The sequence below is a fragment of the Streptomyces sp. NPDC097640 genome (genome assembly GCF_040302705.1).
Lineage (GTDB): Bacteria > Actinomycetota > Actinomycetes > Streptomycetales > Streptomycetaceae > Streptomyces.
Window position 1 is genome coordinate 187,685 of record NZ_JBEOSB010000006.1, and the last position, 24,508, is coordinate 212,192.

Genomic DNA, 24,508 nt, shown 5'->3' on the forward strand with positions numbered 1-24,508 from the left:
GTCCGGGCCCCGGCCGCGAAATCGGGTGGTCGCCCCGGTCGGCGCGGCGCTAGCCTGCGGCGGATGGGTGCTCCCCCTGCTGGCTCCACCGCCGCCGTTCCCGATTTCCTCGCCGTGCGCGGCCGCCGCGTCGCCTGTCTGGACTTCGGCGGGCCCGGCGCCCCGGTGCTGGCTCTCCATGGCCACTTCGGGCGCGGTCGGCTGTACGGGCCGCTGGCCGCGGCCCTCGCGCCCGGCCATCGGGTGATCGCCCCCGATCTGCGGGGGCACGGGCTGACCGGGGGCGGCGGGCCGTTCTCGCTGGACGAGTACGTGGCCGACGCCGCCGCCCTGCTGCGCGCGGAGCGGCTGGGCCCGGTCCCGGTCGTCGCCCACTCCACGGGCGGGGTGATCGCGTACACCCTGGCCGCCCGCCACCCGGAGCTGGTGAGCGCGCTCGTCATCGAGGACATCGGCGCCGTGACCGACCGCCCGGTGGTCGCCCATCCCGTGCTCGACGTCTCCGGCTGGCCCGCGCGCGCTGCGGACCGGGAGGCGCTGCGCCGGGAGATCGAGTCACGTGGGATCCCCGACGCCACGTACTTCCTGGACAGCGCGGAGCCGGACGCCGAGGGCGGCGGCTGGTGGCTGCTGTTCTCGCCGCGTGAGCTGATGGAGTCGCAGCGGGCCATGTGCGGCGACTTCTGGGATCAGTGGCTGGGCTCCTCCTGCCCCGCGCTGCTGCTGCGCGGCGAGCACAGCTCCATGCTCCCGGCCGCCCACGCCCGCGAGATGACGGCCCGTCGGGCGGGGGCGGTGCTGCGGGAGTTCGCGGGCTGCGGGCACTGGATCCACGACGACGCGCCGGAGGCGTACGCGGGGGCGGTGCGGGAGTTTCTGGCGGGGCGGTAGGCCGAGCCGCCTCAGGCCCAGGGCAGCTCCGCGCGGTGGTGCCAGTACGTCTCCGGCGACTCGGCCAGCGCCGCCAGGGCCTCCCGCTGTCCCCCGTCCAGCCTCAGGGTCGCGGCCGTCAGGTTGGAGTCGAGCTGGGCGGTCGTCGCCGCGCCCGACAGGACGACGTCCACCCACGGCTGGTGCAGCACCGCCGCGAGGGCGACCGCGTCGGGGCCCGCGCCCGTCTCCTCCGCGATGCGGCGCAGCGCCTCCGGGAGCTGTTCGGGCGCCGCGAGGCGGCCGTTGGCGACGGCCTCCTTGACGATCACCGCGCATCCCGCCTCGTGCGCCTCGGCCAGGGCCGCCCCGGCCGAGGGCTCGAGCAGGTTGTACGTGGACTGGACTGTACGGAACAGCGGGTTTCCGTCCACGGTCACCTCGAGCGCCGCGCGGATCGCCTCGGCCTGGGCGGGTCCGCTGGTCGACAGCCCGATCGTGACGCCCTCGGCCGCGAGCCGGGCCAGCCGGCCGTGCAGCTCGGGGTCGGTGAGGGCGGGGCTGCCGGGGGTGACGGAGTGCACCTGGTAGAGGTCGAGCCGGTCGCCGAGCAGGACCCGGCTCTCCGCGCTCTGGCGCTCGTACGTCGCGACGCTGTGGTCCTTGACCTCATGCGTCTCGGCGTCCGTGCGCCAGTCGGCGACGTAGGTGTAGCCCCACTTGCTGCCGATCACCACGTCCCGTACGTCGGGGCGGCCGTCCAGCCAGGAGGCGAGGAACTCCTCGGCCCGCCCGTACGAGCGCGCGGCGTCCAGATAGCGCACGCCCCGCGCGTACGCGGCGTCCAGCACCTGGTGGGTGCGGTCGCGCATCGCCTCGACGCTGCGCTCGGCCGGCAGGTCCCGCCGCCGGCCGAGGTTGATGTAGCCGGGACGGCCCACGGCGGCGAGACCGAGGCCGATCCGGGCCGTGGGGGTGGTGACTTGCGCGAGGCGCGCGAACGCCATGGTCTGTCCGCTCCTTGTGTCGGGTGGCCGAGCCGTCCGGTCAGTCTGCCGTGCGGCGGCGCGCGCCGTCAGGGCCGGGCGTCAGCGCTTGGCGTCGGCCCACTCGCGCTGCACCGCCAGGTCCGCCTTCACCTCGGCGAGCTGCGCCGCCACCGCGGAGGGGGCCGTGCCGCCGCGGCCGCTGCGGGAGGCGAGCGCGCCGGGCACATTGAGGACGGTGCGGACCTCGGGCGTCAGATGGGGCGAGATCTTCGCGAACTGCTCGTCGGTGAGCTGGTCCAGCTCGATGCCGGCCAGCTCGCACTCCTTGACGCACTCCCCCGCCGTCTCGTGCGCCACGCGGAACGGCACGCCCTGCTTGACCAGCCATTCGGCGATGTCGGTGGCCAGCGAGAACCCGGCCGGGGCCAGCTCCTCCATGCGCTCGCGGTTGACGGTGAGCGTCGCCATCATGCCGGTGAAGGCGGGGAGCAGGACCTCCAGCTGGTCGCAGGAGTCGAAGACCGGCTCCTTGTCCTCCTGGAGATCGCGGTTGTACGCGAGGGGCAGGGCCTTGAGGGTGGCGAGCAGGCCGGTGAGGTTGCCGATCAGCCGGCCGGACTTGCCGCGGGCGAGCTCGGCGATGTCCGGGTTCTTCTTCTGCGGCATGATCGACGAGCCGGTGGAGAACGCGTCGTGGAGGGTGACGAAGGAGAACTCCTTCGTGTTCCAGATGATGACCTCCTCCGCGATCCGCGAGAGGTCGATGCCGATCATGGCGGTGATGAAGGCGAACTCGGCGACGAAGTCGCGGGAGGCCGTGCCGTCGATGGAGTTGGCCGAGGAGCCGCCCTCGAAGCCCAGGTCGGCGGCGACCGCCTGCGGGTCAAGGCCCAGCGAGGAGCCGGCCAGGGCGCCCGATCCGTAGGGCGAGACGGCCGTGCGCGCGTCCCACTGGCGCAGCCGCTCCGCGTCCCGGGACAGCGCCTGGACATGGGCCAGGACGTGGTGGGCGAAGAGGACGGGCTGGGCGTGCTGGAGGTGGGTGCGGCCGGGCATGGCGACGTCCGGGTGGGCCTCGGCCAGCCCGACCAGCGCGCCCTGGAGGTCGGCGATCAGGCCGCCGACGATCCGGGCGTGGTCGCGCAGATACATCCGGAAGAGCGTGGCCACCTGGTCGTTGCGGGAGCGCCCGGCCCGCAGCTTGCCGCCGAGGTCGGGGCCGAGCCGCTCCAGCAGGCCGCGCTCGAGGGCGGTGTGCACGTCCTCGTCGGCGATGGTGCCGGTGAACTCGCCGGACGCGACGTCGGCCGCCAGCAGGTCGAGCCCGGCCAGCATCCGCTCCAGCTCGTCCTCGGTGAGCAGCCCGGCCCGGCGCAGCACCCGGGCGTGGGCGCGGGAGCCGGCGATGTCGTACGGTGCCAGGCGCCAGTCGAAGTGCACGGAGGCGCTGAGCTTCTCCAGTGCCTCGGACGGCCCGTCGGCGAAGCGCCCGCCCCACAGGCGTACGTCACCGTTGTTGCCGTTGCTCACGCTGTTGCTCCTTGAAGGGTGTGGGTGTGCGACCGCCTCCGCGCCGGGGCGAGGAGGCGGCTATGACATGCAGGCTACTGGTGCGCCGGCGTCAGCTCTGCCCGAGATCCCGCCCGGCCGCGATCTTGCTGGACAGGCCGAAGATCTCGATGAAGCCCTTCGACAGCGACTGGTCGAAGGTGTCGCCGGTGTCGTAGGTCGCCAGGTTGAAGTCGTACAGCGACTGGTCGGACCTGCGGCCGGTGACCACCGCGCGCCCGCCGTGCAGAGTCATCCGGATGTCGCCGGAGACCTGCTCGTCGGCCTCGGCGATGAAGCCGTCCAGGGCCCGCTTCAGCGGGGAGAACCACAGGCCGTCGTAGACGAGCTCGCTCCACCGCTGCTCGACCTGGCGCTTGTAGCGGGCCAGCTCGCGCTCGACGGTGACGTTCTCCAGCTCCTGGTGGGCGGTGATCAGCGCGATGGCGCCGGGGGCCTCGTAGATCTCCCGGGACTTGATGCCGACGAGCCGGTCCTCGACCATGTCGATCCGCCCGACGCCCTGGGCCCCGGCCCGCTCGTTGAGCTGCTGGATGGCCTGGAGGACGGTGACCGGACGCCCGTCGATGGCGACGGGGACGCCCTTGTCGAAGGTGATGACGAGCTCGTCGGCCTCGCGCGGGGTGGCCGGGTTCGAGGTGTACTCGTAGACGTCCTCGATCGGCGCGTTCCAGATGTCCTCCAGGAAGCCGGTCTCCACGGCCCGCCCGAAGACGTTCTGGTCGATGGAGTACGGGGACTTCTTGGTGGTCGCGATCGGCAGCTTCTTCGCCTCGCAGAAGGCGATGGCTTTGTCCCGCGTCATCGCGTAGTCCCGGACCGGGGCGATGCACTTCAGCCCGGGGGCCAGCGAGGAGATCCCGGCCTCGAAGCGGACCTGGTCGTTGCCCTTGCCGGTGCAGCCGTGGGCCACGGTCGTGGCGCCGTGCTTCTGCGCGGCGGCGACCAGGTGCTTCACGATCACCGGCCGGGAGAGCGCCGAGACCAGCGGGTAGCGGTCCATGTACAGCGCGTTGGCCTTGATCGCCGGGAGGCAGTAGCCCTCGGCGAACTCGTCCCTGGCGTCCGCGACCTCCGCCTCGACCGCCCCGCAGGCGAGCGCCCGCTTGCGGATGACATCCAGGTCCTCGCCGCCCTGGCCGACGTCCACGGCGACGGCGATGACCTCGGCGCCCGCCTCCTCGGCGATCCAGCCGATGGCGACGGAGGTGTCAAGGCCGCCCGAATAGGCGAGTACGACGCGCTCGGTCACGGCGTTCTCCTTTGGATTCATGCACTAGCTGGCATAAGTATGCACTCCTCCGTATGTTTCGTCAACGCGCCCCGGGGCCCGCCCGCAGGAAAATCCGTGAATCCCGGGCGCCCATTGAGACATCGGCGCCTCCGGGCCGTATCCCTCGTCAACCGGAGCCGTCCGGTGACGCGCGGACGCGTGCGGAAAGGGGACAGGGCGTTGACGACGGTGACGAACAGCCGGACCGACCGGCCGGGGGTGATGCGGCGCATCCGTCCCCGCCGCTCCCCCGCGGTGCCGCTGATCCTGCTCAGCTGGGCGGGGGCCGCGGCGGTGGTCACGCTGTGGTGGCAGAACACCCCGAACGTGGTCGGCAACGCGGAGTGGCTGGTCGGCGGGGGTCGGCTGACCGGGCTGCTCAGCGGGTACTCCATCGCGCTGGTCGTGCTGCTGATGGCGCGGGTTCCGGCGCTGGAGCGGCGCGTGGGGTCGGACCGGGTCGCGCGGTGGCACGCCGTGGCCGGCCGGTACACGCTGTGCCTGATCATCGCCCATATCGGGCTGATCATCTGGGGGTACGCGGTCCAGGCGCGGACGAGCGTCGTCGACCAGACCGTGACGGTGGTGACCGAGTACCCGGACATGATCAAGGCCACGGTCGGCACCGGGCTTCTGCTGCTGGTCGGCCTGATCTCGGCGGGGGTGGTGCGCCGCCGGATGCCGTACGAGGCCTGGTACTACCTGCACCTGATGACCTACGCGGGCGTGTTCCTGGCCTTCTGGCACCAGCTGGCCGCCGGCGCGGAGTTCGTCGCCGACGAGGTGGCGCGCATCGCCTGGTACGTGCTGTACGGCAGCGTCACCCTCGCCATGGTGTGGTTCCGGGTGCTGGTCCCGGTGGGACTGAACCTGCGCCACCGGATGCGCGTGTTAGCGGTGGTGCCCGAGGCGCCCGGCATGGTCTCGGTGGTGATCGGCGGCCGGGATCTGGACCGGCTGGGCGCGGAGCCGGGGCAGTTCTTCCGCTGGCGGTTCCTGGCGCCGCGGCTGCGCTGGGGCTCGCACCCCTACTCGCTGTCCGCGCCCCCGCAGCAGGAGCGCATGCGGATCACGGTCAAGGCGGTGGGCGGGCACAGCACGGCGCTCGCCACGCTGGAGCCGGGCACGCGGGTGTGGGCCGAGGGGCCGTACGGGGCGATGACCACCGGGCGGCGCAGCCGCAGCAAGGTGCTGATGATCGCGGGCGGGGCCGGGATCACCCCGCTGCGGGCGCTGTTCGAGACGCTGCCCGGCCGCGGCAGCGACATCACGCTCCTCTACCGGGCCCGCAGCATGGAGGACCTGGCGCTGTGGGACGAGCTCCAGCGGATCGCCGAGGCGCGCGGGGCCCGGCTGCTGTACGCCGTGAACGGGCCGGACGGCGCCCGCCCCGAGATCACCTCCGAACGGCTGCGCTCGGTGCTGCCCGACATCGACCGGCACGACGTCTTTCTGTGCGGGCCCCCCGGCCTGGCCGAGCACGCCTACGCGGCGCTGCGCGAGGCCGGGGTGCCCGATCGCCGTATCCACCACGAGTCCTTCGAAATGTAGGGAGGCGGAGTCATGAAGAGGAAGCATCCGCTGCGCCGGATCATCCTGGGCACCGCGGCCACCGTCTCCGGGGTCGTGCTGCTGCTGGCCCTGAAGCAGCCGGCCTCCGAGCCGGTCGCCGCGGCCGGCTCGCAGAACGCCGGGCAGGTGCCCGCCACCGCGCCGCCGGCGCCCGGCGGAGACAGCAGGGGCGGAGACAGCCGGGGCGGCGGTGGCGGTGGCGGTGGCGGTGGCGGCGGCGCGCAGACGGTCACCGGCGACGAGGCCAACACCCAGTACGGCCCGGTCCAGGTGAGCGTCACCGTCAGCGGCGGGAAGATCACCGCCGCCACGGCCGTCAAGACCCCCGACTCCGGCCCCCAGAGCGAGCAGATCGCGGCCGATTCGGTGCCCAAGCTGAACCAGGCGGCGGTGACCGCCCAGAGCGCGAAGATCGACACCGTCTCCGGCGCCACCTACACCAGCGAGGGCTACCGGAAGTCCCTCCAGAGCGCGCTGGACAAGGCCGGTCTGTGATGGACGGCGAGCCGCGGCGCATGCTGCATGTCGAGGAGACCATGGGCACGGTCTTCTCCCTCGACGTCCGTGAGGTGGCCGACGCCGCCCGGCCCCGGGTGCGGGCCGCGCTGGACGGGGCCGCGGCCTGGCTGCACCGGGTCGACGAGCTGTTCTCCACCTGGCGCCCCGACAGCCAGATCAGCCGGCTGCACCGCGGCGAGCTCGACGTGTCGCAGTGCGACGCGGACGTACGGGACGTGCTGCGGCTGTGCGAGGAGGCCGAGCGGCTCAGCGACGGCTGGTTCTCCAGCCGCCACGCCGGCCGGGTGGATCCGACCGGCCTGGTCAAGGGCTGGGCGGTGGAGCGGGCCGCCCAGATGCTGGCCTCGGCGGGGGCCGGGTCGGTGTGCGTCAACGGCGGTGGGGACATCCAGACGCACGGGGGGCCGTGGCGGGTGGGCATCGCCGACCCGCTGCGCCCCGGGGAGCTGGTCGCCGTGGTGGAGGCGCGCGACGAGCTGGCCGTGGCGACCTCGGGCCCGGCCGAGCGCGGCTGCCACATCCTGGACCCGTACACCGGCGCGCCTCCCGCGGAGCCGCTCGCCTCGGTCACCGTGGTGTGCCGGAGCCTGGCGGACGCGGACGCCTGGGCCACCGCGGCCTGCGCGATGGGCGCCGAGCGGGCCAGGCCCTGGCTCCAGCGGCTTCCGGACGCGGCGGCGTTCGCGGTCACGGCGGACGGCGCGACCTGGCAGACGAGCGGGTTCGCGCGATACGACGCGGCGATGTTCGTGTAGCGGTGTTCCGGCCGCCCCGCGCGGACCCCGGGCGATCGGTGTAGGGACCACATAACGAGACGGTCTTGCGTGACACCCCGTCGAGGGCGTTCCATCACGCGGTGCGATCAGAAGACACGAGCCGCAGGGCGGACGCCACAGCACCGCCGACACCGACGCAGTCCGCCACCGCCGACCGGGCGGCCAGACGGGCCGTCACCGTCTTCCCCGTTCTGGTCCTCGCCGCGGGCGCGGCGGGCCTGGCGACGCCCGGCACCTTCAGCGGCTGGGCGCCGAACGTGCCCTACCTGCTGGGAACGATCATGTTCTGCATGGGTCTGACCATGACCACGCAGGACTTCTCCGGCGTCGTCAAACGGCCGTGGGCCGTGGCGCTGGGCCTGGTGGCGCACTATGTGATCATGCCGGGCCTGGGGTGGCTCATCGCCCATGCCCTCGGTCTGTCACCGCAGTTGGCGGCCGGTGTGATCCTCGTCGGCTGCGCCCCGAGCGGTACGGCCTCGAATGTGGTGACGTACCTGGCGCGCGGCGACGTGGCGCTGTCCGTCTCGGTGGCGACCGTCTCCACGGTGCTCGCCCCGCTGGTCACCCCGCCGCTGACGCTGCTGCTGGCCGGGGAGTATCTGCCGGTGGACGCCGGGTCGATGGTCACCGACATCCTCAAGACGGTGCTGCTTCCGGTCCTCGGCGGCCTCGTCGTACGGCTGGTGGCGGGGCGTTACATCGGGCGTGTGCTGGGCCTGCTCCCCTGGCTGTCGGCCGCCACCATCGCGGTGATCGTGGCGGTCGTGGTGGCGGCCAGCGCGGACGCCATCAAGTCGGCGGCCGGGCTGGTGCTGTTGGCCGTGGTGCTGCACAACGGCCTCGGGCTCGCGCTCGGCTACGCCGCGGGCCGGGCCGCCCGCCTCGGCGAACCCGCCGGGCGGGCCATGGCCTTCGAGGTCGGCATGCAGAACTCCGGGCTCGCGGCGTCCCTGGCGTCCGCGCACTTCAGCCCGCTGGCCGCGCTCCCGGCCGCCATCTTCTCCGTCTGGCACAACATCTCGGGCGCGCTGGTCGCCGCCTGGATGTCCCACCGCTCGCGCCGCGCGGAGGGCTGACGGCGGGGGTCAGGCGACGACCGGGTCCTCCCAGGCCCGGTCGACCACCCGCACCAGACCCAGGTCCGTCAGCTTGATCTGCGGCGACACCGGGAGGGTCATGGTGGACACGCTCATGAAGGCGTTGCGGTGGAGCCAGCCCCACCCGTGCAGCGCCTCCCGTACGGCGCCCGCGCCGGCCGCGACCTCGGGCGCGGGCGCGGCGGACATCACGCCGCCCACGGGCAGCGGCAGATGGACGTCCGGCCGCCCGGCCACCGCCACGCAGATCCCGCCGCCCGAGGCGATGACGCGGTTGGCCGCCCGGCGCAGCGCGCCCGCGTCGGTGGCCACCACGGTGAGGTTGTGGCTGTCGTGCGCGTAGGTGGTGGCGGTGGCGCCCTCCGCGAGATCGAACCCCACGACGGGGGCCATCGTCCGGCGGCCGGTGCCGTGGTGGCGTTCGTACACCGCGAGCACGGCCGTCCTGCCCTCCCAGTGCACGACCCCGTCCCGTACGGGCAGCACGACCTCGGCCGGCTCGGTGAAGGTGTCGACGGGGTTGACCCGCAGCGCCCGGAAGGTGTGGTCCCCGTCGGGGAGGTCGGCGCGCCACACGCAGTCGGCCTCCTCCAGCGGGGCGAGGCGGACGGAGTCGGCGAAGGGGTTGTCGGGCGCCGGCCCGGCGGTGTCGTCCCCGGCCACGACGCGGCCCCCGCAGACCACCGTCACCGGTGTCGGGTCGTCGAGTGCGCGCAGCAGGACCAGGTCCGCCCGCTTGCCGGGGGCGACCACGCCCCGGTCGTCCAGGCCCAGGCGGCGGGCCGGGTGCAGGGTCAGGGCGCGCAGTACGGTGGCCGGGCTCATCCCGGCGTCGAGCGCGACGCGGGCGATGTGGTCGAGGTGTCCGCGGTCGAGGATGGCGTCGGCCGCCAGGTCGTCGGTGACCAGGCAGAAGTCGGGCAGCACGGGGAGCTCGTGGAGGCGGCGCACCAGTTCGGCGCTCAGGCACTTCTCCTGGAGCATCAGCAGCATGCCGAGCCGCGCCTTCTCGACCGCGACCTCGGGGGTGTTCTTGGTGTGGTCGGAGTCGATGCCGGCCCACAGGTATTCGCCGAGGTCGTCGCCGGTGAGGTTGGGGCAGTGGCCGTCCAGGCGGACGCCCTTGCGCCGGGCCGCGTCGACGATCGAGCGCATCCGCGGGGAGCCCGCGACCACGGCGCGGTAGTCCATCACCTCGCCGAGGGTGGTCACCCCGTCCCAGTCGAGCATCTCGGCGATGTCCTCGGCGGTCAGCGAGGAGCCCGCGGTCTCGAAGCCCTCCAGCGCGGGCACGCAGGAGGGCACGGCCCACAGCATGGTCTGCTCGGCCCCGCGGCCCTGCTCGATCATCCAGGCCATGGCCTCGCGCCCCGCGACGTTGACGATCTCGTGCGGATCGGCGAGCACCGTGGTGGTGCCCCGGGGCAGGGTGATCCGGGCGAACTCGGCGGGGGTGAGCAGCGAGCTCTCGATGTGCATATGGGCGTCGATGTAGCCGGGCGCGACGATCAGCCCGTCGGCGTCCAGGACGCGCTCGGCCTCGATCCGTACACCCGGGGCGGTGACGGCGCGGATGAGGTCGCCGGTCACCACCACGTCGGCCGGCAGGATCTCGCCGGTGTGCACCGAGAAGACGCCGGCGCCACGGATGAGGAGGTCGCAGCGGCTTGGCATCGGCATGGGGTCTCCTGCTCGCTTCCTGCTCTGGGGGGTTGGTGAGGGGTGCGGCCGTTACGGCGCGGGGGTGGTGTCCGCGCCGTAACGGCCGCGCAGCCGGGACATCAGGAAGGCGCGGAACGCCTCCGCGTCCACGCCGGTCGCCACGCGCGCGTTGGGCGGAAGGCCGGTGCGCCCGTGCACATCGGCCACCAGGGCGCCGCGGGTGAACTCGCCCGCGCACTCGACGGTCACCCACGCCTCCGTCCACTCCAGCAGCTCCGGGCGGACGGCGGCGGCCACGGCGAGCGCGTCGTGCACGGCGCAGGCGCGCACCTGGTGGCGGCGGGCGTAGCGGTCGATGAGGTGGCGCAGCATCTGCCCGGCCGCCGTGGTGACGGGCGCGCCGTCGGCGACGAGTGCGTCGGCGTCGGCGAGCGGGGTGAGGGCCTTGCGGGTGACGTCGAGGCCGACGACGCGCAGCGGGACGCCGGACTCGGTGACGTAGCGGGCGGCCTCCGGGTCGGCGTGGAAGTTGAACTCGGCGGCGGGGGTGGTGTTGCCCGGGGCGAACGCCGCGCCGCCCATGACCACGATCTCCCGCAGCAGTCCGCGGGTGTCGGGGTGGGTGTGCAGCAGCGCGGCGACATTGGTGAGCGGCGCGGTGGCGATGAGGGTGATCTCCCCCGGGCCCGCCCCGCGCAGCTGCTCGGCCATCCAGTCCACGGCGTGGCCGGGGTGGGCGGCGCGGGCGGCCGCGGGGAGTTCGACTCCGCCGAGGCCGTACGCGCCGTGGACCGGCTCGTCGGGGTGGCGCGGCACCCGGGCCAGCGGCCCGGCGTGGCCGCGGAGCACGGGGGTGGCCGCGGCGGGCCCGCCGATCAGGTCGCACAGCCGCAGGGCGTTGTCGACCACCTGGTCGAGGCCGACGTTGCCCGCGACCGTGGTCACGCCCGCGACCTCGAGCTCCGGCGACGCGTACGCCAGGAAGAGGGCGATGGCGTCGTCGATGCCCGGGTCGCAGTCGATCACGACCCGCCTGGGGGTCCGGCTCATCCGGAGACCTCACGCTGGAAGCGGTCCACCCACGCGTCGTTGTGCTCGACGGAGTAGGCCAGGTCGGGCGAGGTGAACCCGGCGGCGGCCGGGTCGCTCGCGGCCTCGCCGGACACCTTGGTGATGGCGGCGGGGACCTTGGCGTCCTTGTTGACCGGCTTGTCACTGAAGGAGGCGGCCGCCTTCTCCTGGACGTCGGCGGACAGCAGGTAGTCGAGGAACTTCTCGGCGCCCGCCTTGTTCTTGGCGCCCTTGACGATCTGGGCGGTGTTGGCGGCGACGTAGCGGCCCTTGTCGAACGGCACCCAGCCGATGGGCTTGCCGGCCTTGGCCGGGTCCACGGCGAACAGGTCGAGGCCGGGGGCCATCTCGACCTCGCCGCGGTCGAGGAGGCTGACCAGCTCGGTGGAGCGGTTGAAGAACTTCAGCACGTTCGGCTTGAGGTCGGAGAGCTTCTTGAAGCCGGTGTCGGTGTCCTTGGGGCCCGAGCCGTACGTCGCGGAGGCGGCCTGGAGGAACGGGACGCCGGCGCTGGTGGACAGGTCGGGGACGGCGACCTTGCCCTTGTACTTCGCGTCCCACAGGCTCTCCAGCGTGGGCGGCTGCTTGACCTTGTCGGTGCGGTAGAGCATCCCGAGCAGCTGGTAGGTGTAGGCGGGGCCGTAGCCGTCCTGGCTCTTGGCGAAGTCGTAGATCTTCGCCATGTTGGGGACCTTCTTGGCGTCGACCTTGTCGAAGAGGCCCTGCTTCTGGCCCATGGCGGCGAAGAGGTCGGAGATCATCACGACGTCCACGGTGGGGTCGTTCTTGTTGACCTTCAGCTTGGTCAGCCGGTCGGCGTTGGCCCCCGTCTCCAGGGTGACATCGATCCCGGTCTTCTTCTCGAACGGCTTGATCACCGTCTCCTCGAAGCGGTCGGCCCCGAAGCCGAAGGTGCTCACCGTCAGCTTCTTCGGGTCGGCCCCGGCGCTCTCCGCGCAGCCGGAGAGGGTGAAGGCGATCAGGGACGCGGCCAGGGCGCCGGTGGTGAGTCTGGCGGTGCGGATCATGCGGGACACTCCTGACGAGGGTTCTTGCCGAGCCGAGCGGCGCCGTCGTCGCCGGGCAGAGGGATGGCCTGCCCCAGGGGCAGATGGAGCCGGACCGACGCGCCCGCGCGCAGCGTCTCGTCGGTGGTGACGGCGTGCAGAACGCGGTCTCCGACGGCGGCGGTGACCGCGAAGTCGGTGCCGCGGAAGCGGACCGCGGTGACGGTCGCCTCGACCACCTCGCCGCCCGCGGGCGGCTCGGCGTCCGGGCCGAGGACGCCGATGTGCTCGGGCCGGATGGTGACCGGGCCGCGCCCGGGGAGGTCGAGGAAGTTCTCGTAGCCGAGGAACTCGGCGACGAAGCGGGTGGCGGGCGCCCGGAACACCTCGCGCGGCGGGCCCTGCTGGACGATCCGGCCGCGGTCGAGGATCACCATGTTGTCGGCGAGTTCGAGCGCTTCTTCCTGGTCGTGGGTGACCAGGATGGCGGTCAGCCCGGTCTCGCGCTGGACCCGCAGCAGCTCCTGGCGCATCTGGACCCGCAGCCGCGCGTCCAGGTTGGACAGCGGTTCGTCGAGCAGCAGCACCGAGGGGCGGATGGCCACCGCGCGGGCCAGCGCGACCCGCTGCTGCTGGCCGCCGGACAGCTGCTTGGGCTTGCGCCCGGCCAGGTGGGCCAGGCCGACCAGGTCGAGGACCTCGGCCACGCGGGTGCGGATCTCGGCGCTGGGCACACCGCGCATCCGCAGGCCGAAGGCGACGTTCTTCTCGACGGTCAGATGGGGGAAGAGCGCGTACGACTGGAACACCATGCCGATGTTCCGGCGCTCGGGCGGCAGGGTGGTGGCGTCCTTGCCGTCGAGCAGGATCGTGCCGCTGGTGGGCGGCAGAAAACCGGCGATCATCCGCAGGGTGGTGGTCTTGCCGCAGCCGCTGGGGCCGAGCAGCGCGGTGAACTCCCCGCGGCGCACCGTCAGATCGATGGAGTCGACCGCCACCGAGCCCGAGAACTCCCGGCTGATGGACTGGAGCTGGACCACTGGCGTCGTCGTTGTCATGGGCGCATCCCTACTTGCCGAAGACCTTGTTGAAGCCGACGAGCCGCTCGGTCACCAGGGCGACGACCACCGTGGCCGCGAGCAGCAGCGTGGACACCGCCGCGACGACCGGGTCGAAGGAGAACTCGACGTAATTGAGCATCTGGACCGGGAGGGTGGTCACGCCGGGGCCGTTGAGCAGCAGCGACAGCGGCACGTTGTTGAAGGAGGTGAGGAAGGACAGCACGGCCGCGGAGACGATCCCGGGCGTCATCACCGGCAGGGTGATGTGGAAGAAGGTCCGCAGCGGGCCCGCGCCGAGCCCCCGCCCCGCCTCCTCCAGCGCGGGGTCGGCCATGGCGAGCGAGGCACCGGTCACCCGCACCGCGTACGGCAGCAGCAGCACGGTGTGGCCGATCAGCAGCGCCCCGAGGGCGGTGATCCGCAGGGTGACCATCAGCTGCTGGAACAGCGCGAAGCCCAGGACCAGCTCGGGGACGATCGCCGGGGACAGGAACAGCGCCTCGGCCGCCTTGCGGCCGCGGAACCGCCGCCGCTGGATCGCCAGCGCGGCGGGGATGCCGACGAGCAGCGCGAGCAGCGTGGCCCCGGCCGCCACCATCGCGCTGGTGGCCAGCGCGTCCTGGAAGGGCTGGTACGCCAGCGCCTTGGTGAACCACTTGCCCGACAGGCCGGGCGGGGGGAACTCCACGGTGTCGCCGGAGGAGAAGGCGATGGCCACCACCAGCAGGATGGGCCCGAGGAGAAAGACCAGGGCCAGCGCGGCCACGGCGGTCAGCAGCGGACGTCCGCGCATCAGACGGCACCCACCTTCGACAGCCGGCCGGAGATCCAGCCCGCGATCAGCACCAGCGCGGTCATGATCAGGGCCACCGCGCTGGCCGCGCCCCAGTCGAGCTTCACGTTGGCGTAGTCGTACAGGAGGGTGGCCAGCGTGCGGTTACGGGTGCCGCCCAGCAGCAGCGGGGTGGTGAACGCGGTGACCGCGCCGGCGAACACCAGCATCGCGCCGACCAGCACACCGGGCAGCGCGATCGGCAGCACCACGCGGCGGAAGGCCCGGCCGGGGCTCGCCCCGAGGCCGCGGGCGGCCTCCTCCAGCTTGACGTCGATGTGCGAGAGCGAGCTGTACGAGGTCAGGATCATGATCGGGGTGAAGAGCTGGGTGAGCCCGGCGATCAGGGCGAACTCGGTGTAGAGCAGCTGGGTGCCGCCGTCGGCGAGGCCGAGGGCGGTCAGCAGGTCGCTGATCAGTCCGTTGCGGCCCAGGATGACCAGCCAGGAGAAGGTCCGTACGACGGTGCTGAGCAGCAGCGGGAACACCGCGAGGGCCAGCAGCAGCCCCTGGCGGCGCCGGGGCGCCCGGGCGATCAGATACGCCACCGGGAAGCCGAGCAGCAGACAGATGGCCGTGGTCAGGGCGGCGACCCGGACGGTGCGGGCCGCGACCTCCAGCACGTATCCGTCGCCGAGCATGCCGCCGAGCTTGCCGAGGACATCGGGGTTCTCGGCGGCGGGCGGCGCGAACAGGGTGATGCCGAAGGGGTAGAGGAAGCCGAAGGCGAGAAGTGCCACGCCCGGCAGGAGCAAGAGGCCAGAAGCCGCTCTGCGTGACACGAGCCGGACCCTCCTAGATGTTACTGATACGTCGTCTGCAACCGGTTGCGGCAACCGGTTGCAGGCAAGCTACGCTGGAGCCGGTGAGCCCGTCAACAACTGCCGGTTAAGAACATGTAACCGGCAACGGACAACAGAAGGCAGGCGCGGATGGTTCGGCTGGCAGATGTCGCACGCGCCGCGGGGGTGTCCACGTCCACCGCGTCCCGCGCTCTGAGCAGGCCCGACATGGTGGCGGCGGAGACCCGGGAGCGGGTCGCCAAGGCGGCCGCCGAGATGGGATTCACGCTCAACGCCACCGCGCGGGCCCTGACCACCGGCCACACCGGGCTGGTCGGCGTCATCGTCCCCACCCTCGCCAACCCGTTCTTCCCGCCCATCGTCACCGGCGTCCAGGAGTCACTGGCCGAGACGGGCGGAAACGTCCTCCTCGGGGTGTCCGACCGCTCCGAGGAGCGCGAGCGCGAGCTGGCGGCGCAGTTGGGCTCGCGGGTCGACGGGCTCGTCCTCGTCGCCCCGGTCAGCGGCGACGCGACGCTGCACGAACTCGCCGAGCGGCTGCCGGTGGTGACGGTCGACCGCACCACCCCGGGGCTGCCCGGGGTGGTGGTGGACACTCCGGGCGGGGTGCGGGAGCTGATGGCGCATCTGCTCGGCCTCGGCCACCGGCACATCGCCTACCTCGGCGGCCCGCCCGGCTCATGGATGGACCGGCAGCGCACCAGGGCCGCCCGCAAGGCGGTCGAGGACGGCGGCGGCGAGCTGACCGTGCTGGACCCCGTACCGCCCCAGGTCGACGCCGGCCTCGCGGCGGCCGAGCACCTGGTGCGGCGGGCGGAGCGGGTCACCGCGGTCATGGCGTACAGCAGCTACGTACTGCTCGGGCTGCTCATGGGGTTGCGCGGGGCGGGGCTGCGGGTGCCCGAGGACATCAGCCTCGCGGCGTCCGACGACCTCACCGTCATCGGGATGACCCAGCCGGGCACCACCGCGCTGCACGTCCCGCTCCAGGAGGCGGGAGCGGCGGCGTGCCGGCTGGTGCGGGAGGCTCCGCACACGGGCGAACGCCCGCCGCGCGTCCGCGTCCCCACCCGCCTGGTCGTCCGCGGCTCCACGGCCCCGCCGCCGGAGAAGCGCTAGGGGGGTCCGACGGATCTTTTCCCCTACCCGCCCCTTCCCGCAACCATGGGCTTTGCCCCTGGACCCCGGGTCTGGGGCAGAGCCCCGCGCGGCGGAGCCGCATATCGACTGGCGCCGGGAAGGGACGGGGTGGGGGCGAGCCCGCCACAGGCGCCAAGATCCGCCGGACAGGTCCTAGCCGCCGACGGGAGGCTGGCCGCGGAGCTGGACACGCTGCCCAGGCCGGGGCGGCGGGCTGTGAGCGCCACGATCGAGTGATGCTCGATCGAGCGCTGCTTCGATCCTGCGGTTCGCATTCGGAGTGTCACGGCCGGACGGGTGCCGGCCTTCGCCTGAAGGGGAATCTGTGATCTCGAAAACCAAGCGGGCCGTCTGTTCCATCGCCGTGGTGCTCGCCGCGGCAGCCGCGTCCACTGTCACCGTGTCGAGCGGCACCGCCTTCGCCATCGACCACGTCCAATGCGTCGGCGGCGAGAACTTCTTGAAGATCTGGTCGCACCTCGACGGCCGCGAGAGCGTCGACTGCTACGCGAACGCCGGCAAGACCGACTTCGGCGCATGGTGGGTCGACCGTATCTACACGGGCAACAACGACCTGATCTATTACGACGTCAACGGCGACTCGGTGAAGATCGAGCGCTGGCACGACATCACCTTCCCGAACCGCCCGCCGAGGGTCGCCGCCATCCAGATCCTGTGACGACCCGCGGCGGAAGGTCTAGCGCTCCTTCTGGGCCAGCCGGAGCAGGTGGTCGGCCAACGCCTGGCCGCCTGTCGACTCGCGGCTGATCAGCAGCACCGTGTCATCGCCCGCGATGGTGCCCAGGATGGCGTGCAGCTCCGCCGAGTCGATGGCCGAGGCCAGGAACTGGGCGGCGCCGGGCGGGGTGCGCAGTACCACCAGGTTGGCGGACGCCTCCGCCGAGATCAGCAACTCGGCCGCCAGCCGCGCCATCCGGGCCTCGCTCGCCGACTCGCCGAGCGGGGCCCGGGGCGTGCGGTCGCCGCCCTCGGCCGGGACGGCGTAGATCAGCTCGCCGCCGGTGTTGCGGATCTTCACCGCGCCCAGTTCGTCCAGGTCGCGGGAGAGCGTCGCCTGGGTGACGGAGAGCCCGTCGTCGGCGAGGAGCTTCGCGAGCTGGCTCTGGGAGCGGACCGGCTGCCGGTTCAGGATGTCCACGATCCGGCGGTGCCGGGCAGTGCGGGTCTGCGGCACGGCCGGGCCACCATTGTTGTGGTTGCCGGTGCCCTGCGCCTCGGTGTGCTGCGCCTCGGTCATCGTCTCGTCAGTCTCCGGATCCGTCAGTGCCCGTGTCTCCCCTGGGCGGCGTCCAGGGCGGTGGGGAAGGCCCGGAGGAACGCATCCACCTCCTCGTCGCCGATGACGAGCGGCGGGGCGAGCCGGACCACGTCCGGCGCGACCGCGTTGACCAGGAGTCCCGCGTCCTGAGCCGCCTGCTGCACCTGCGGCGCGAGGGACTCTGTCAGCACGATACCCAGCAGCAGGCCGGAGCCGCGGACATGGTCGATCAACGCGTGGCCGAGGGACTCGATCCCGTCACGCAGCCGCTCACCGGTCCGCTTGACCTGATCGAGGACACCATCGGCCGCGAGGGTGTCGAGCACGGCCAGCGCGGCGGCGCACGCCACCGGGTTTCCGCCGAAGGTCGATCCGTGCTGACCTGGGGTCAGCAGCTCGGCGGCGGGCCCGAAGGCCACGGTGGCGCCGATGGGCAGGCCGCCGCCAAGACCCTTGGCGAGGGTCACCACATCGGGCTCGACGCCCTGCGCCTGGCATTCGAACCAGTGGCCGGTGCGGCCGATTCCCGTCTGGATCTCGTCGACGACCAGCAGGGTGCCGGTGGCCCGGGTGATCTCGCGGGCCGCCGCGAGATACCCCGCCGGGGGCGCCACGACGCCGTTCTCACCCTGGATCGGCTCCACGATGAACAGCGCGGTGTCGGTGGTGACGGCCGCGCGCAGCGCGTCCACGTCCCCGTACGGGACATGGGTGACCTCGCCGGGCAGCGGCAGGAACGGGTCCTGCTTGGCGGGCTGGCCGGTCAGCGCGAGGGCGCCCATGGTGCGGCCGTGGAAGCCGCCGGTGGTGGCCACCATGTGCGTACGGCCGGTGCGCCGCCCGATCTTGAAGACCGCCTCGACGGCCTCCGCGCCGGAGTTGGAGAAGTAGACCCGCCCGGGGCGGTCGAAGAGCTGGAGCAGCCGCTCGGCCAGCGCCACCGGGGGCTCGGCGATGAACAGGTTGGAGACATGGCCGAGGGTGGCGATCTGGCCGGACACGGCCCGTACGACGGCGGGGTGGGCGTGGCCGAGGGCGTTGACGGCGATGCCGCCGACGAAGTCGACGTACTGCTTGCCGTCGGCGTCCCAGACCTTGGCGCCCTCGCCGTGGGTGAGCGGGACGCGGGGCGTGCCGTAGTTGTCCATCAGCGCGCCCTGCCAGCGCTGTGTCAGCTTCTCGTTGCTCACCGGTCCGCCCCCTCGTTCTTGTTGCTGTCGTTGTCCGGGTCAGGCAGGACCATCGTGCCGATGCCCTCGTCGGTGAAGATCTCCAGCAGGATGGAGTGCTGGACCCGCCCGTCGATGACGCGCGCGGTGGTGACGCCGTTGCGCACGGCGTACAGACAGCCCTCCATCTTGGGCACCATGCCGCTGGCCAGGTCGGGCAGCAGCTTCTCCAGCTCGCTCGCGGTGAGCCTGCTGATCACCTCGTCGCTGTTGGGCCAGTCCGCGTACAGGCCCTCGACGTCGGTGAGGACCATCAGCGTCTCGGCGCCCAGCGCGGCGGCGAGCGCGGCCGCGGCGGTGTCGGCGTTGACGTTGTAGACGTGGCCGTCATCGGCGCTGCGGGCGATGGAGGAGACGACCGGGATGCGGCCGTCGTCCAGCAGGGCCTGGACGGCGCCGGTGTCGATCTCGGTGATCCGGCCGACCCGGCCGATGTCCACGCGCTCGCCGTCGATCTCGGCGAAGTGTTTGGTGGCGGACATCAGATGGGCGTCCTCGCCGGTCATGCCGACGGCGAGCGGCCCATGGCGGTTGAGCAGCCCGACCAGCTCGCGCTGGACCTGGCCGGCCAGCACCATCCGTACGACGTCCATGGCCTCGTCGGTGGTGACCCGGAGCCCCGCCTTGAACTCGCTGACCAGGCCGTGCCGGTCGAGCTGGGCGCTGATCTGCGGGCCGCCGCCGTGCACCACGACGGGGCGCAGTCCGGCGTGGCGCAGAAAGACCACGTCCTGGGCGAAGGCGGCCTTCAACTCCTCGTCGACCATGGCGTTTCCGCCGAACTTGATGACGACGGTCTTGCCGTGGTGGCGGGTCAGCCAGGGCAGCGCCTCGATGAGGATGCGCGCCTTGGGCAGGGCGGTGTGTTTACGGGCGGTCGGCTGGCTCATGAGGAGTAGGCGCTGTTCTCGTGGACGTAGTCGGCGGTCAGGTCGTTGGCCCAGATGACGGCGGATTCGGTGCCCGCGGCCAGGTCGGCGGTGATCCGGACCTCGCGGTAGCGCATGTCGACCAGCTCCCGGTCCTCGCCGACGGAGCCGTTCTTGCACACCCACACGTCGTTGATGGCGACGTTGAGCTGGTCCGGGTCGAAGGCGGCGGAGGTGGTGCCGATCGCGGAGAGCACCCGGCCCCAGTTGGGGTCCTCGCCGTGGATGGCGCACTTGAGGAGGTTGTTGCGGGCGATCGAGCGGCCCACCTCCACGGCGTCGTCCTCGGTGGCGGCGCCCACCACCTCGATGCGGATGTCCTTGGAGGCGCCCTCGGCGTCGCCGATCAGCTGGCGCGCCAGGTCGGCGCAGACCGTGCGGACCGCCTCGGCGAACTCGTCGGCGGCGGGGGTGACTCCGGACGCGCCGGAGGCGAGCAGCAGCACGGTGTCGTTGGTGGACATGCAGCCGTCGGAGTCGACCCGGTCGAAGGTGGTGCGGGTGGCCGCGCGCAGCGCCGCGTCCAGGTCCTGGGCCTCGACGTCGGCGTCGGTGGTGAGCACGACGAGCATGGTGGCGAGGCCGGGGGCCAGCATGCCCGCGCCCTTGGCCATGCCGCCGACGACCCAGCCGCCGGCGCCCTCCGCCACGGCGGTCTTGTGCACGGTGTCGGTGGTCTTGATGGCGATGGCGGCCTTCTCGCCGCCGTGGGCGGTCAGCTCGGCGGCCGCCTTCTCCACGCCCGGGAGCAGCTTGTCCATGGGCAGCCGGATGCCGATGAGCCCGGTGGAGGCGACGGCGACCTCACCGGCGCTGTGTCCGAGGACCTCCGCCACCTTCTCGGCGGTGGCGTGGGTGTCCTGGAAGCCGAGCGGGCCGGTGCAGGCGTTGGCGCCGCCGGAGTTGAGGACGACCGCGCTCACCGCGCCGCCCTTCAGCACCTGCTCGGACCACAGGACGGGGGCGGCCTTGACGCGGTTGGAGGTGAACACGCCGGCGGCGGCCAGGCGCGGCCCGTTGTTGACGACGAGGGCCAGGTCGGGGTTGCCGTTCTCCTTGATGCCCGCTGCGACACCGGAGGCGGTGAACCCCTTGGCTGCCGTAACGCTCACTGTGACTCCTTGTTCGCCCCGCTCGGGAGGGGGCCGGTTTCGTGGGGTGCGGCGTCGGCCGCGCGACTCGTTCCGGTCGGGCTTATGGCGCGATTCCGGTGGTGGGGAGCCCCAGCTCCTCCGGGAGGCCGAGCGCGACGTTCATGCTCTGGACCGCGCCGCCCGCGGTGCCCTTGGTGAGGTTGTCGATGGCGCTGATGGCGATGACCCGGCCGGCCGCCGCGTCGAGGGCGACCTGGATCAGCGCGGTGTTCGATCCGTACACGGAGGCGGTGGACGGCCACTGTCCCTCGGGGAGGAGGTGGACGAACGGCTCGTCCTGGAACGCCTTCTCGTAGGCGGCCCGCACCGCCTCGGCCGTCACCCCGGGCCTGGCCTTGGCGCTGCACGTGGCGAGGATGCCGCGGGGCATGGGGGCGAGGGTGGGGGTGAAGGAGACCGAGACCGGCTCCCCCGCCGCCGCCGACAGGTTCTGGATCATCTCGGGGGTGTGCCGGTGGCCGCCGCCCACGCCGTACGGGCTCATGGCGCCCATGACCTCGCTGCCCAGCAGGTGCGGCTTGGGCGCCTTGCCCGCTCCCGAGGTGCCGGAGGCGGCGACGATCACGGCCTCGGGCTCGACGAGCCCCGCCGCGTACGCCGGGAACAGCGCGAGGGAGACGGAGGTGGGGTAGCAGCCTGGGACCGCGACGCGCTTGGACCCCTCCAGCGCGTCGCGGGCCCCGGGCAGCTCGGGGAGGCCGTAGGGCCAGGTGCCCGCGTGGGGCGAGCCGTAGAACCGCTCCCAGTCCCCCGCGTCCTCGAGCCGGAAGTCGGCCCCGCAGTCGATGATCAGGACCTCGTCGCCCAGCTGTTCCGCGACGGCGGCGGACTGGCCGTGGGGCAGTGCGAGGAACACCACGTCGTGCCCGGTGAGCGCCTCGGGGCCGGTCGGCTCCAGGATCCGGTCGGCGAGCGGCGGAAGGTGCGGCTGGAGGGCCCCGAGGCGCTGGCCGGCGTTGGAGTTGCCGGTCAGGGCGCCGATCTCCACCTGGGGGTGGGCGAGCAGCAGGCGCAGCACCTCGCCGCCCGCGTATCCGCTCGCTCCGGCCACCGCCGCACGTATCGCCATCGAAACAACCTCCCTGTCGATGGCATGACTATACGGTCGACCGAAGCTTTATGCAATGAGTGTTTCGGACAGCCGGAGGCGGTGACACGGCGGGGGTGACGCGTGTTACGCGCCCAGAGGGGGTCGGGCCCTTTCGAGAGGGGGCCGGCAACGAGATATCTTGATGTCGAGCAATGTTGCAGACGTGGAGCGGAGCACCCGGTGACTGACTCGACCATCATCTATACGCACACCGACGAGGCCCCGGCCCTGGCGACGTATTCGTTCTTGCCGGTGGTCCAGGCGTACGCGTCGACGGCCGGGGTCGCTGTGGAGACCCGTGACATCTCGCTGGCCGGGCGCATCATCGCCGTCTTCCCCGAGTACCTGGAGGAGGGCCTGCGGATCCCCGACGCCCTCGCCGAGCTCGGTGAGCTGGCCAAGACGCCCGAGGCCAACATCATCAAGCTGCCGAACATCTCGGCCTCGATCCCGCAGCTGAAGGCCGCGGTCGCCGAGCTCCAGCAGCAGGGCTACACGCTGCCGGACTACCCGGACGACCCGAAGACCGACGAGGAGCGCGAGATCCGCGCCCGCTACGACAAGGTCAAGGGCTCCGCCGTCAACCCGGTGCTGCGCGAGGGCAACTCCGACCGCCGCGCCCCCGCGTCGGTCAAGAACTACGCCAAGACGCACCCGCACCGCATGGGCGCCTGGACCGCCGAGTCGAAGACCAACGTCGCCACCATGGGCGTCGACGACTTCCGCGCCACCGAGAAGTCCGCGGTGGTCGCCGAGGCCGGCTCGCTGCGCATCGAGCTGGCGGGCGACGACGGCTCGACCACCGTGCTGCGCGAGTCCGTACCCGTGCTGGCCGGCGAGGTCGTGGACGCGTCCGTGATGCGCGTGGCCGCGCTGCGCGAGTTCCTGACCGCCCAGGTGGCCCGGGCCAAGGCCGAGGACGTGCTGTTCTCGCTGCACCTCAAGGCCACGATGATGAAGGTCTCCGACCCGATCGTCTTCGGCCACGCGGTGCGGGCCTTCTTCCCGAAGACCTTCGCCGAGTACGGCGAGGTGTTCGCGGCCGCCGGTCTGACCCCCAACGACGGGCTCGGCGGCATCCTCAAGGGCGTGGAGTCGCTGCCCGAGGGCACCCGGATCAAGGAGTCCTTCGAGGCCGAGCTGGCCGAGGGCCCCCGGATGGCGATGGTCGACTCCGACCGCGGCATCACCAACCTGCACGTCCCCTCCGACGTGATCGTCGACGCCTCCATGCCGGCCATGATCCGCACCTCGGGCCACATGTGGGGCCCCGACGGCCAGGAGCACGACACCCTCGCCGTCCTGCCCGACAGCAGCTACGCCGGCATCTACCAGGCCGTCCTCGACGACTGCCGGGCCAACGGCGCCCTGGACCCCGCCACCATGGGCTCGGTCCCGAACGTCGGCCTGATGGCGCAGAAGGCCGAGGAGTACGGCAGCCACGACAAGACCTTCGAGATCCCCGTCACGGGCACCGTCCGCGTCCTCGACGAGGCCGGCACCGTGGTCCTGGAGCAGGTCGTCGGCGCCGGTGACATCTTCCGCATGTGCCAGACCAAGGACCTGCCGATCCGCGACTGGGTCAAGCTCGCCGTCACCCGCGCCCGCGCCACCGGCGACCCGGCCGTCTTCTGGCTCGACGAGAACCGCGCCCACGACGCCCAGCTGATCGAGAAGGTCAAGGCGTACCTGCCGGAGCACGACACCGAGGGCCTTCAGATCGAGATCAAGGCCCCGGTCGACGCGATCACGTTCTCCCTGGAGCGGATCCGCCGCGGCGAGAACGCCATCTCGGTCACCGGCAACGTGCTGCGCGACTACCTGACCGACCTGTTCCCGATCCTGGAGCTGGGCACCAGCGCCAAGATGCTGTCGGTCGTCCCGCTGATGGCGGGCGGCGGCCTCTTCGAGACGGGCGCGGGCGGCTCCGCGCCGAAGCACGTCCAGCAGCTGGTCAAGGAGAACTACCTGCGCTGGGACTCGCTGGGCGAGTTCTTCGCGCTGGTGCCGTCCCTCGAGCAGTACGCGAAGACCACCGGCAACGCGCGCGCCCAGGTGCTCGCCGACACCCTCGACCGGGCCACGGCCACCTTCCTCAACGAGGACAAGTCGCCCAGCCGCCGGGTCGGTGGCATCGACAACCGCGGCAGCCACTTCTTCCTGTCGCTGTACTGGGCGCAGGAGCTGGCCGGGCAGACCGACGACGCGGGCCTGGCCAAGGCCTTCGGCCCGCTCGCCGAGACGCTCGCCGCCCAGGAGCAGACGATCGTCGACGAGCTGATCGCCGTCCAGGGCGAGCCGGCCGAGATAGGCGGCTACTACCAGCCCGACCCGGCCAAGGCCGCCGCCGTGATGCGTCCGTCGGCGACCTTCAACCAGGCCCTCGCCACCCTCGGCTGACGCGGCGGTCTTTCCTCCCGCCTCCTCTGCCTCTCGCCGCCGCCCCGGCCGGACACCGTTCCGGCCGGGGCGGCGGCTTGTGTGCCCCCGTCCCCGCGCGCTTCTCCGCGGCCCGCCGGGCGCGCTCCCCCTCGGCCCCCGCCATGTGCGCTCCGTGGGCCCCCGGTCACCGTGGCGACAACC

At 72.4% G+C, this 24,508-nt stretch carries 22 protein-coding genes; 8 read left to right on the forward strand and 14 right to left on the reverse strand.

Features of this window, described 5'->3' with window-relative positions; translation table 11 throughout:
* Nucleotides 1-63 precede the first annotated feature (63 nt).
* A complete protein-coding gene (locus ABTY62_RS11485; RefSeq protein WP_352129208.1) occupies nucleotides 64-891 on the forward strand; it encodes an alpha/beta fold hydrolase in 828 nt (275 codons plus the stop codon).
* Nucleotides 892-902: 11 nt separating this feature from the next.
* Here the strand turns inward: ABTY62_RS11485 and ABTY62_RS11490 are convergent, their stop codons facing one another.
* The 3 genes from ABTY62_RS11490 to ABTY62_RS11500 all read right to left on the reverse strand — a co-directional run bounded on the left by ABTY62_RS11490 (nucleotide 903) and on the right by ABTY62_RS11500 (nucleotide 4,680).
* Nucleotides 903-1,877, reverse strand: a complete 975-nt coding sequence (locus tag ABTY62_RS11490) for an aldo/keto reductase (protein WP_352129209.1) — start codon at nucleotides 1,875-1,877, stop codon at nucleotides 903-905.
* An 81-nt stretch (nucleotides 1,878-1,958) separates the two neighbouring features.
* A complete protein-coding gene (gene argH, locus ABTY62_RS11495; RefSeq protein ID WP_352129210.1) occupies nucleotides 1,959-3,389 on the reverse strand; it encodes an argininosuccinate lyase in 1,431 nt (476 codons plus the stop codon).
* 91 nt (nucleotides 3,390-3,480) lie between these two features.
* Entirely contained in the window at nucleotides 3,481-4,680 is a 1,200-nt protein-coding gene (locus ABTY62_RS11500; RefSeq protein ID WP_352129211.1) for an argininosuccinate synthase, read from the reverse strand.
* Nucleotides 4,681-4,923: 243 nt separating this feature from the next.
* Between ABTY62_RS11500 and ABTY62_RS11505 the strand changes: the two genes are divergently transcribed.
* The 4 genes from ABTY62_RS11505 to ABTY62_RS11520 all read left to right on the forward strand — a co-directional run bounded on the left by ABTY62_RS11505 (nucleotide 4,924) and on the right by ABTY62_RS11520 (nucleotide 8,647).
* Complete coding sequence (locus ABTY62_RS11505) at nucleotides 4,924-6,252, forward strand: ferredoxin reductase family protein (protein ID WP_352129355.1); 1,329 nt, start codon at nucleotides 4,924-4,926, stop codon at nucleotides 6,250-6,252.
* A 12-nt stretch (nucleotides 6,253-6,264) separates the two neighbouring features.
* Nucleotides 6,265-6,768 carry an FMN-binding protein gene (locus tag ABTY62_RS11510; protein WP_352129212.1) on the forward strand — a complete coding sequence of 168 codons (504 nt, stop codon included), beginning with the start codon at nucleotides 6,265-6,267 and terminating at the stop codon, nucleotides 6,766-6,768.
* Nucleotides 6,768-7,547 (forward strand): FAD:protein FMN transferase, encoded by a 780-nt coding sequence (locus ABTY62_RS11515; protein WP_352129213.1) that lies wholly within the window; start codon nucleotides 6,768-6,770, stop codon nucleotides 7,545-7,547. The genes ABTY62_RS11510 and ABTY62_RS11515 overlap by 1 nt, the downstream gene beginning before the upstream one ends.
* A 101-nt stretch (nucleotides 7,548-7,648) precedes the next feature.
* Entirely contained in the window at nucleotides 7,649-8,647 is a 999-nt protein-coding gene (locus ABTY62_RS11520; RefSeq protein WP_352129214.1) for a bile acid:sodium symporter family protein, read from the forward strand.
* Nucleotides 8,648-8,656: 9 nt separating this feature from the next.
* Here the strand turns inward: ABTY62_RS11520 and ABTY62_RS11525 are convergent, their stop codons facing one another.
* The 6 genes from ABTY62_RS11525 to ABTY62_RS11550 are packed head-to-tail and all read right to left on the reverse strand — an operon-like array spanning nucleotide 8,657 to nucleotide 15,041.
* Entirely contained in the window at nucleotides 8,657-10,348 is a 1,692-nt protein-coding gene (locus ABTY62_RS11525; RefSeq protein ID WP_352129215.1) for an adenine deaminase, read from the reverse strand.
* Between the two features lie 51 nt (nucleotides 10,349-10,399).
* Nucleotides 10,400-11,380 (reverse strand): nucleoside hydrolase, encoded by a 981-nt coding sequence (locus ABTY62_RS11530; protein WP_352129216.1) that lies wholly within the window; start codon nucleotides 11,378-11,380, stop codon nucleotides 10,400-10,402.
* A complete protein-coding gene (locus ABTY62_RS11535; protein ID WP_352129217.1) occupies nucleotides 11,377-12,429 on the reverse strand; it encodes an ABC transporter substrate-binding protein in 1,053 nt (350 codons plus the stop codon). The genes ABTY62_RS11530 and ABTY62_RS11535 overlap by 4 nt, the downstream gene beginning before the upstream one ends.
* Nucleotides 12,426-13,466: an ABC transporter ATP-binding protein gene (locus ABTY62_RS11540; protein WP_352129218.1), complete on the reverse strand. Its 1,041-nt coding sequence runs from the start codon at nucleotides 13,464-13,466 to the stop codon at nucleotides 12,426-12,428. The genes ABTY62_RS11535 and ABTY62_RS11540 overlap by 4 nt, the downstream gene beginning before the upstream one ends.
* A 10-nt stretch (nucleotides 13,467-13,476) precedes the next feature.
* On the reverse strand, nucleotides 13,477-14,262 hold the full coding sequence (locus ABTY62_RS11545; RefSeq protein ID WP_352129219.1) for an ABC transporter permease: 786 nt from the start codon (nucleotides 14,260-14,262) through the stop codon (nucleotides 13,477-13,479).
* The gene (locus ABTY62_RS11550) at nucleotides 14,262-15,041 is read right to left on the reverse strand and encodes an ABC transporter permease (protein ID WP_352129220.1); all 780 of its coding nucleotides are present in this window, start codon (nucleotides 15,039-15,041) and stop codon (nucleotides 14,262-14,264) included. Before ABTY62_RS11550 ends, ABTY62_RS11545 begins: the two co-directional genes overlap by 1 nt.
* Before the next feature lie 192 nt (nucleotides 15,042-15,233).
* On the opposite strand from ABTY62_RS11550, the gene ABTY62_RS11555 reads away from it, so the two are divergent.
* A complete protein-coding gene (locus ABTY62_RS11555) occupies nucleotides 15,234-16,223 on the forward strand; it encodes a LacI family DNA-binding transcriptional regulator (protein ID WP_311725723.1) in 990 nt (329 codons plus the stop codon).
* Nucleotides 16,224-16,569: 346 nt separating this feature from the next.
* Nucleotides 16,570-16,923, forward strand: a complete 354-nt coding sequence (locus ABTY62_RS11560) for a beta/gamma crystallin domain-containing protein (RefSeq protein ID WP_352129221.1) — start codon at nucleotides 16,570-16,572, stop codon at nucleotides 16,921-16,923.
* Between the two features lie 18 nt (nucleotides 16,924-16,941).
* Here ABTY62_RS11560 and ABTY62_RS11565 read toward each other — a convergent pair whose 3' ends face one another.
* From ABTY62_RS11565 to argC, 5 genes are all read right to left on the reverse strand, one after another.
* Nucleotides 16,942-17,502, reverse strand: coding sequence for an arginine repressor (locus tag ABTY62_RS11565; protein ID WP_311725721.1), 561 nt, complete (start codon nucleotides 17,500-17,502; stop codon nucleotides 16,942-16,944).
* 23 nt (nucleotides 17,503-17,525) lie between these two features.
* The gene (locus tag ABTY62_RS11570; RefSeq protein ID WP_352129222.1) at nucleotides 17,526-18,713 is read right to left on the reverse strand and encodes an acetylornithine transaminase; all 1,188 of its coding nucleotides are present in this window, start codon (nucleotides 18,711-18,713) and stop codon (nucleotides 17,526-17,528) included.
* Nucleotides 18,710-19,642 (reverse strand): acetylglutamate kinase, encoded by a 933-nt coding sequence (gene argB / locus ABTY62_RS11575; RefSeq protein ID WP_352129223.1) that lies wholly within the window; start codon nucleotides 19,640-19,642, stop codon nucleotides 18,710-18,712. The genes ABTY62_RS11570 and argB overlap by 4 nt, the downstream gene beginning before the upstream one ends.
* A complete protein-coding gene (gene argJ / locus ABTY62_RS11580) occupies nucleotides 19,639-20,793 on the reverse strand; it encodes a bifunctional glutamate N-acetyltransferase/amino-acid acetyltransferase ArgJ (RefSeq protein ID WP_352129224.1) in 1,155 nt (384 codons plus the stop codon). The genes argB and argJ overlap by 4 nt, the downstream gene beginning before the upstream one ends.
* Before the next feature lie 82 nt (nucleotides 20,794-20,875).
* Entirely contained in the window at nucleotides 20,876-21,904 is a 1,029-nt protein-coding gene (gene argC, locus ABTY62_RS11585; RefSeq protein ID WP_352129225.1) for an N-acetyl-gamma-glutamyl-phosphate reductase, read from the reverse strand.
* 201 nt (nucleotides 21,905-22,105) lie between these two features.
* On the opposite strand from argC, the gene ABTY62_RS11590 reads away from it, so the two are divergent.
* The gene (locus ABTY62_RS11590) at nucleotides 22,106-24,325 is read left to right on the forward strand and encodes an NADP-dependent isocitrate dehydrogenase (RefSeq protein WP_352129226.1); all 2,220 of its coding nucleotides are present in this window, start codon (nucleotides 22,106-22,108) and stop codon (nucleotides 24,323-24,325) included.
* Nucleotides 24,326-24,508 lie beyond the last annotated feature (183 nt).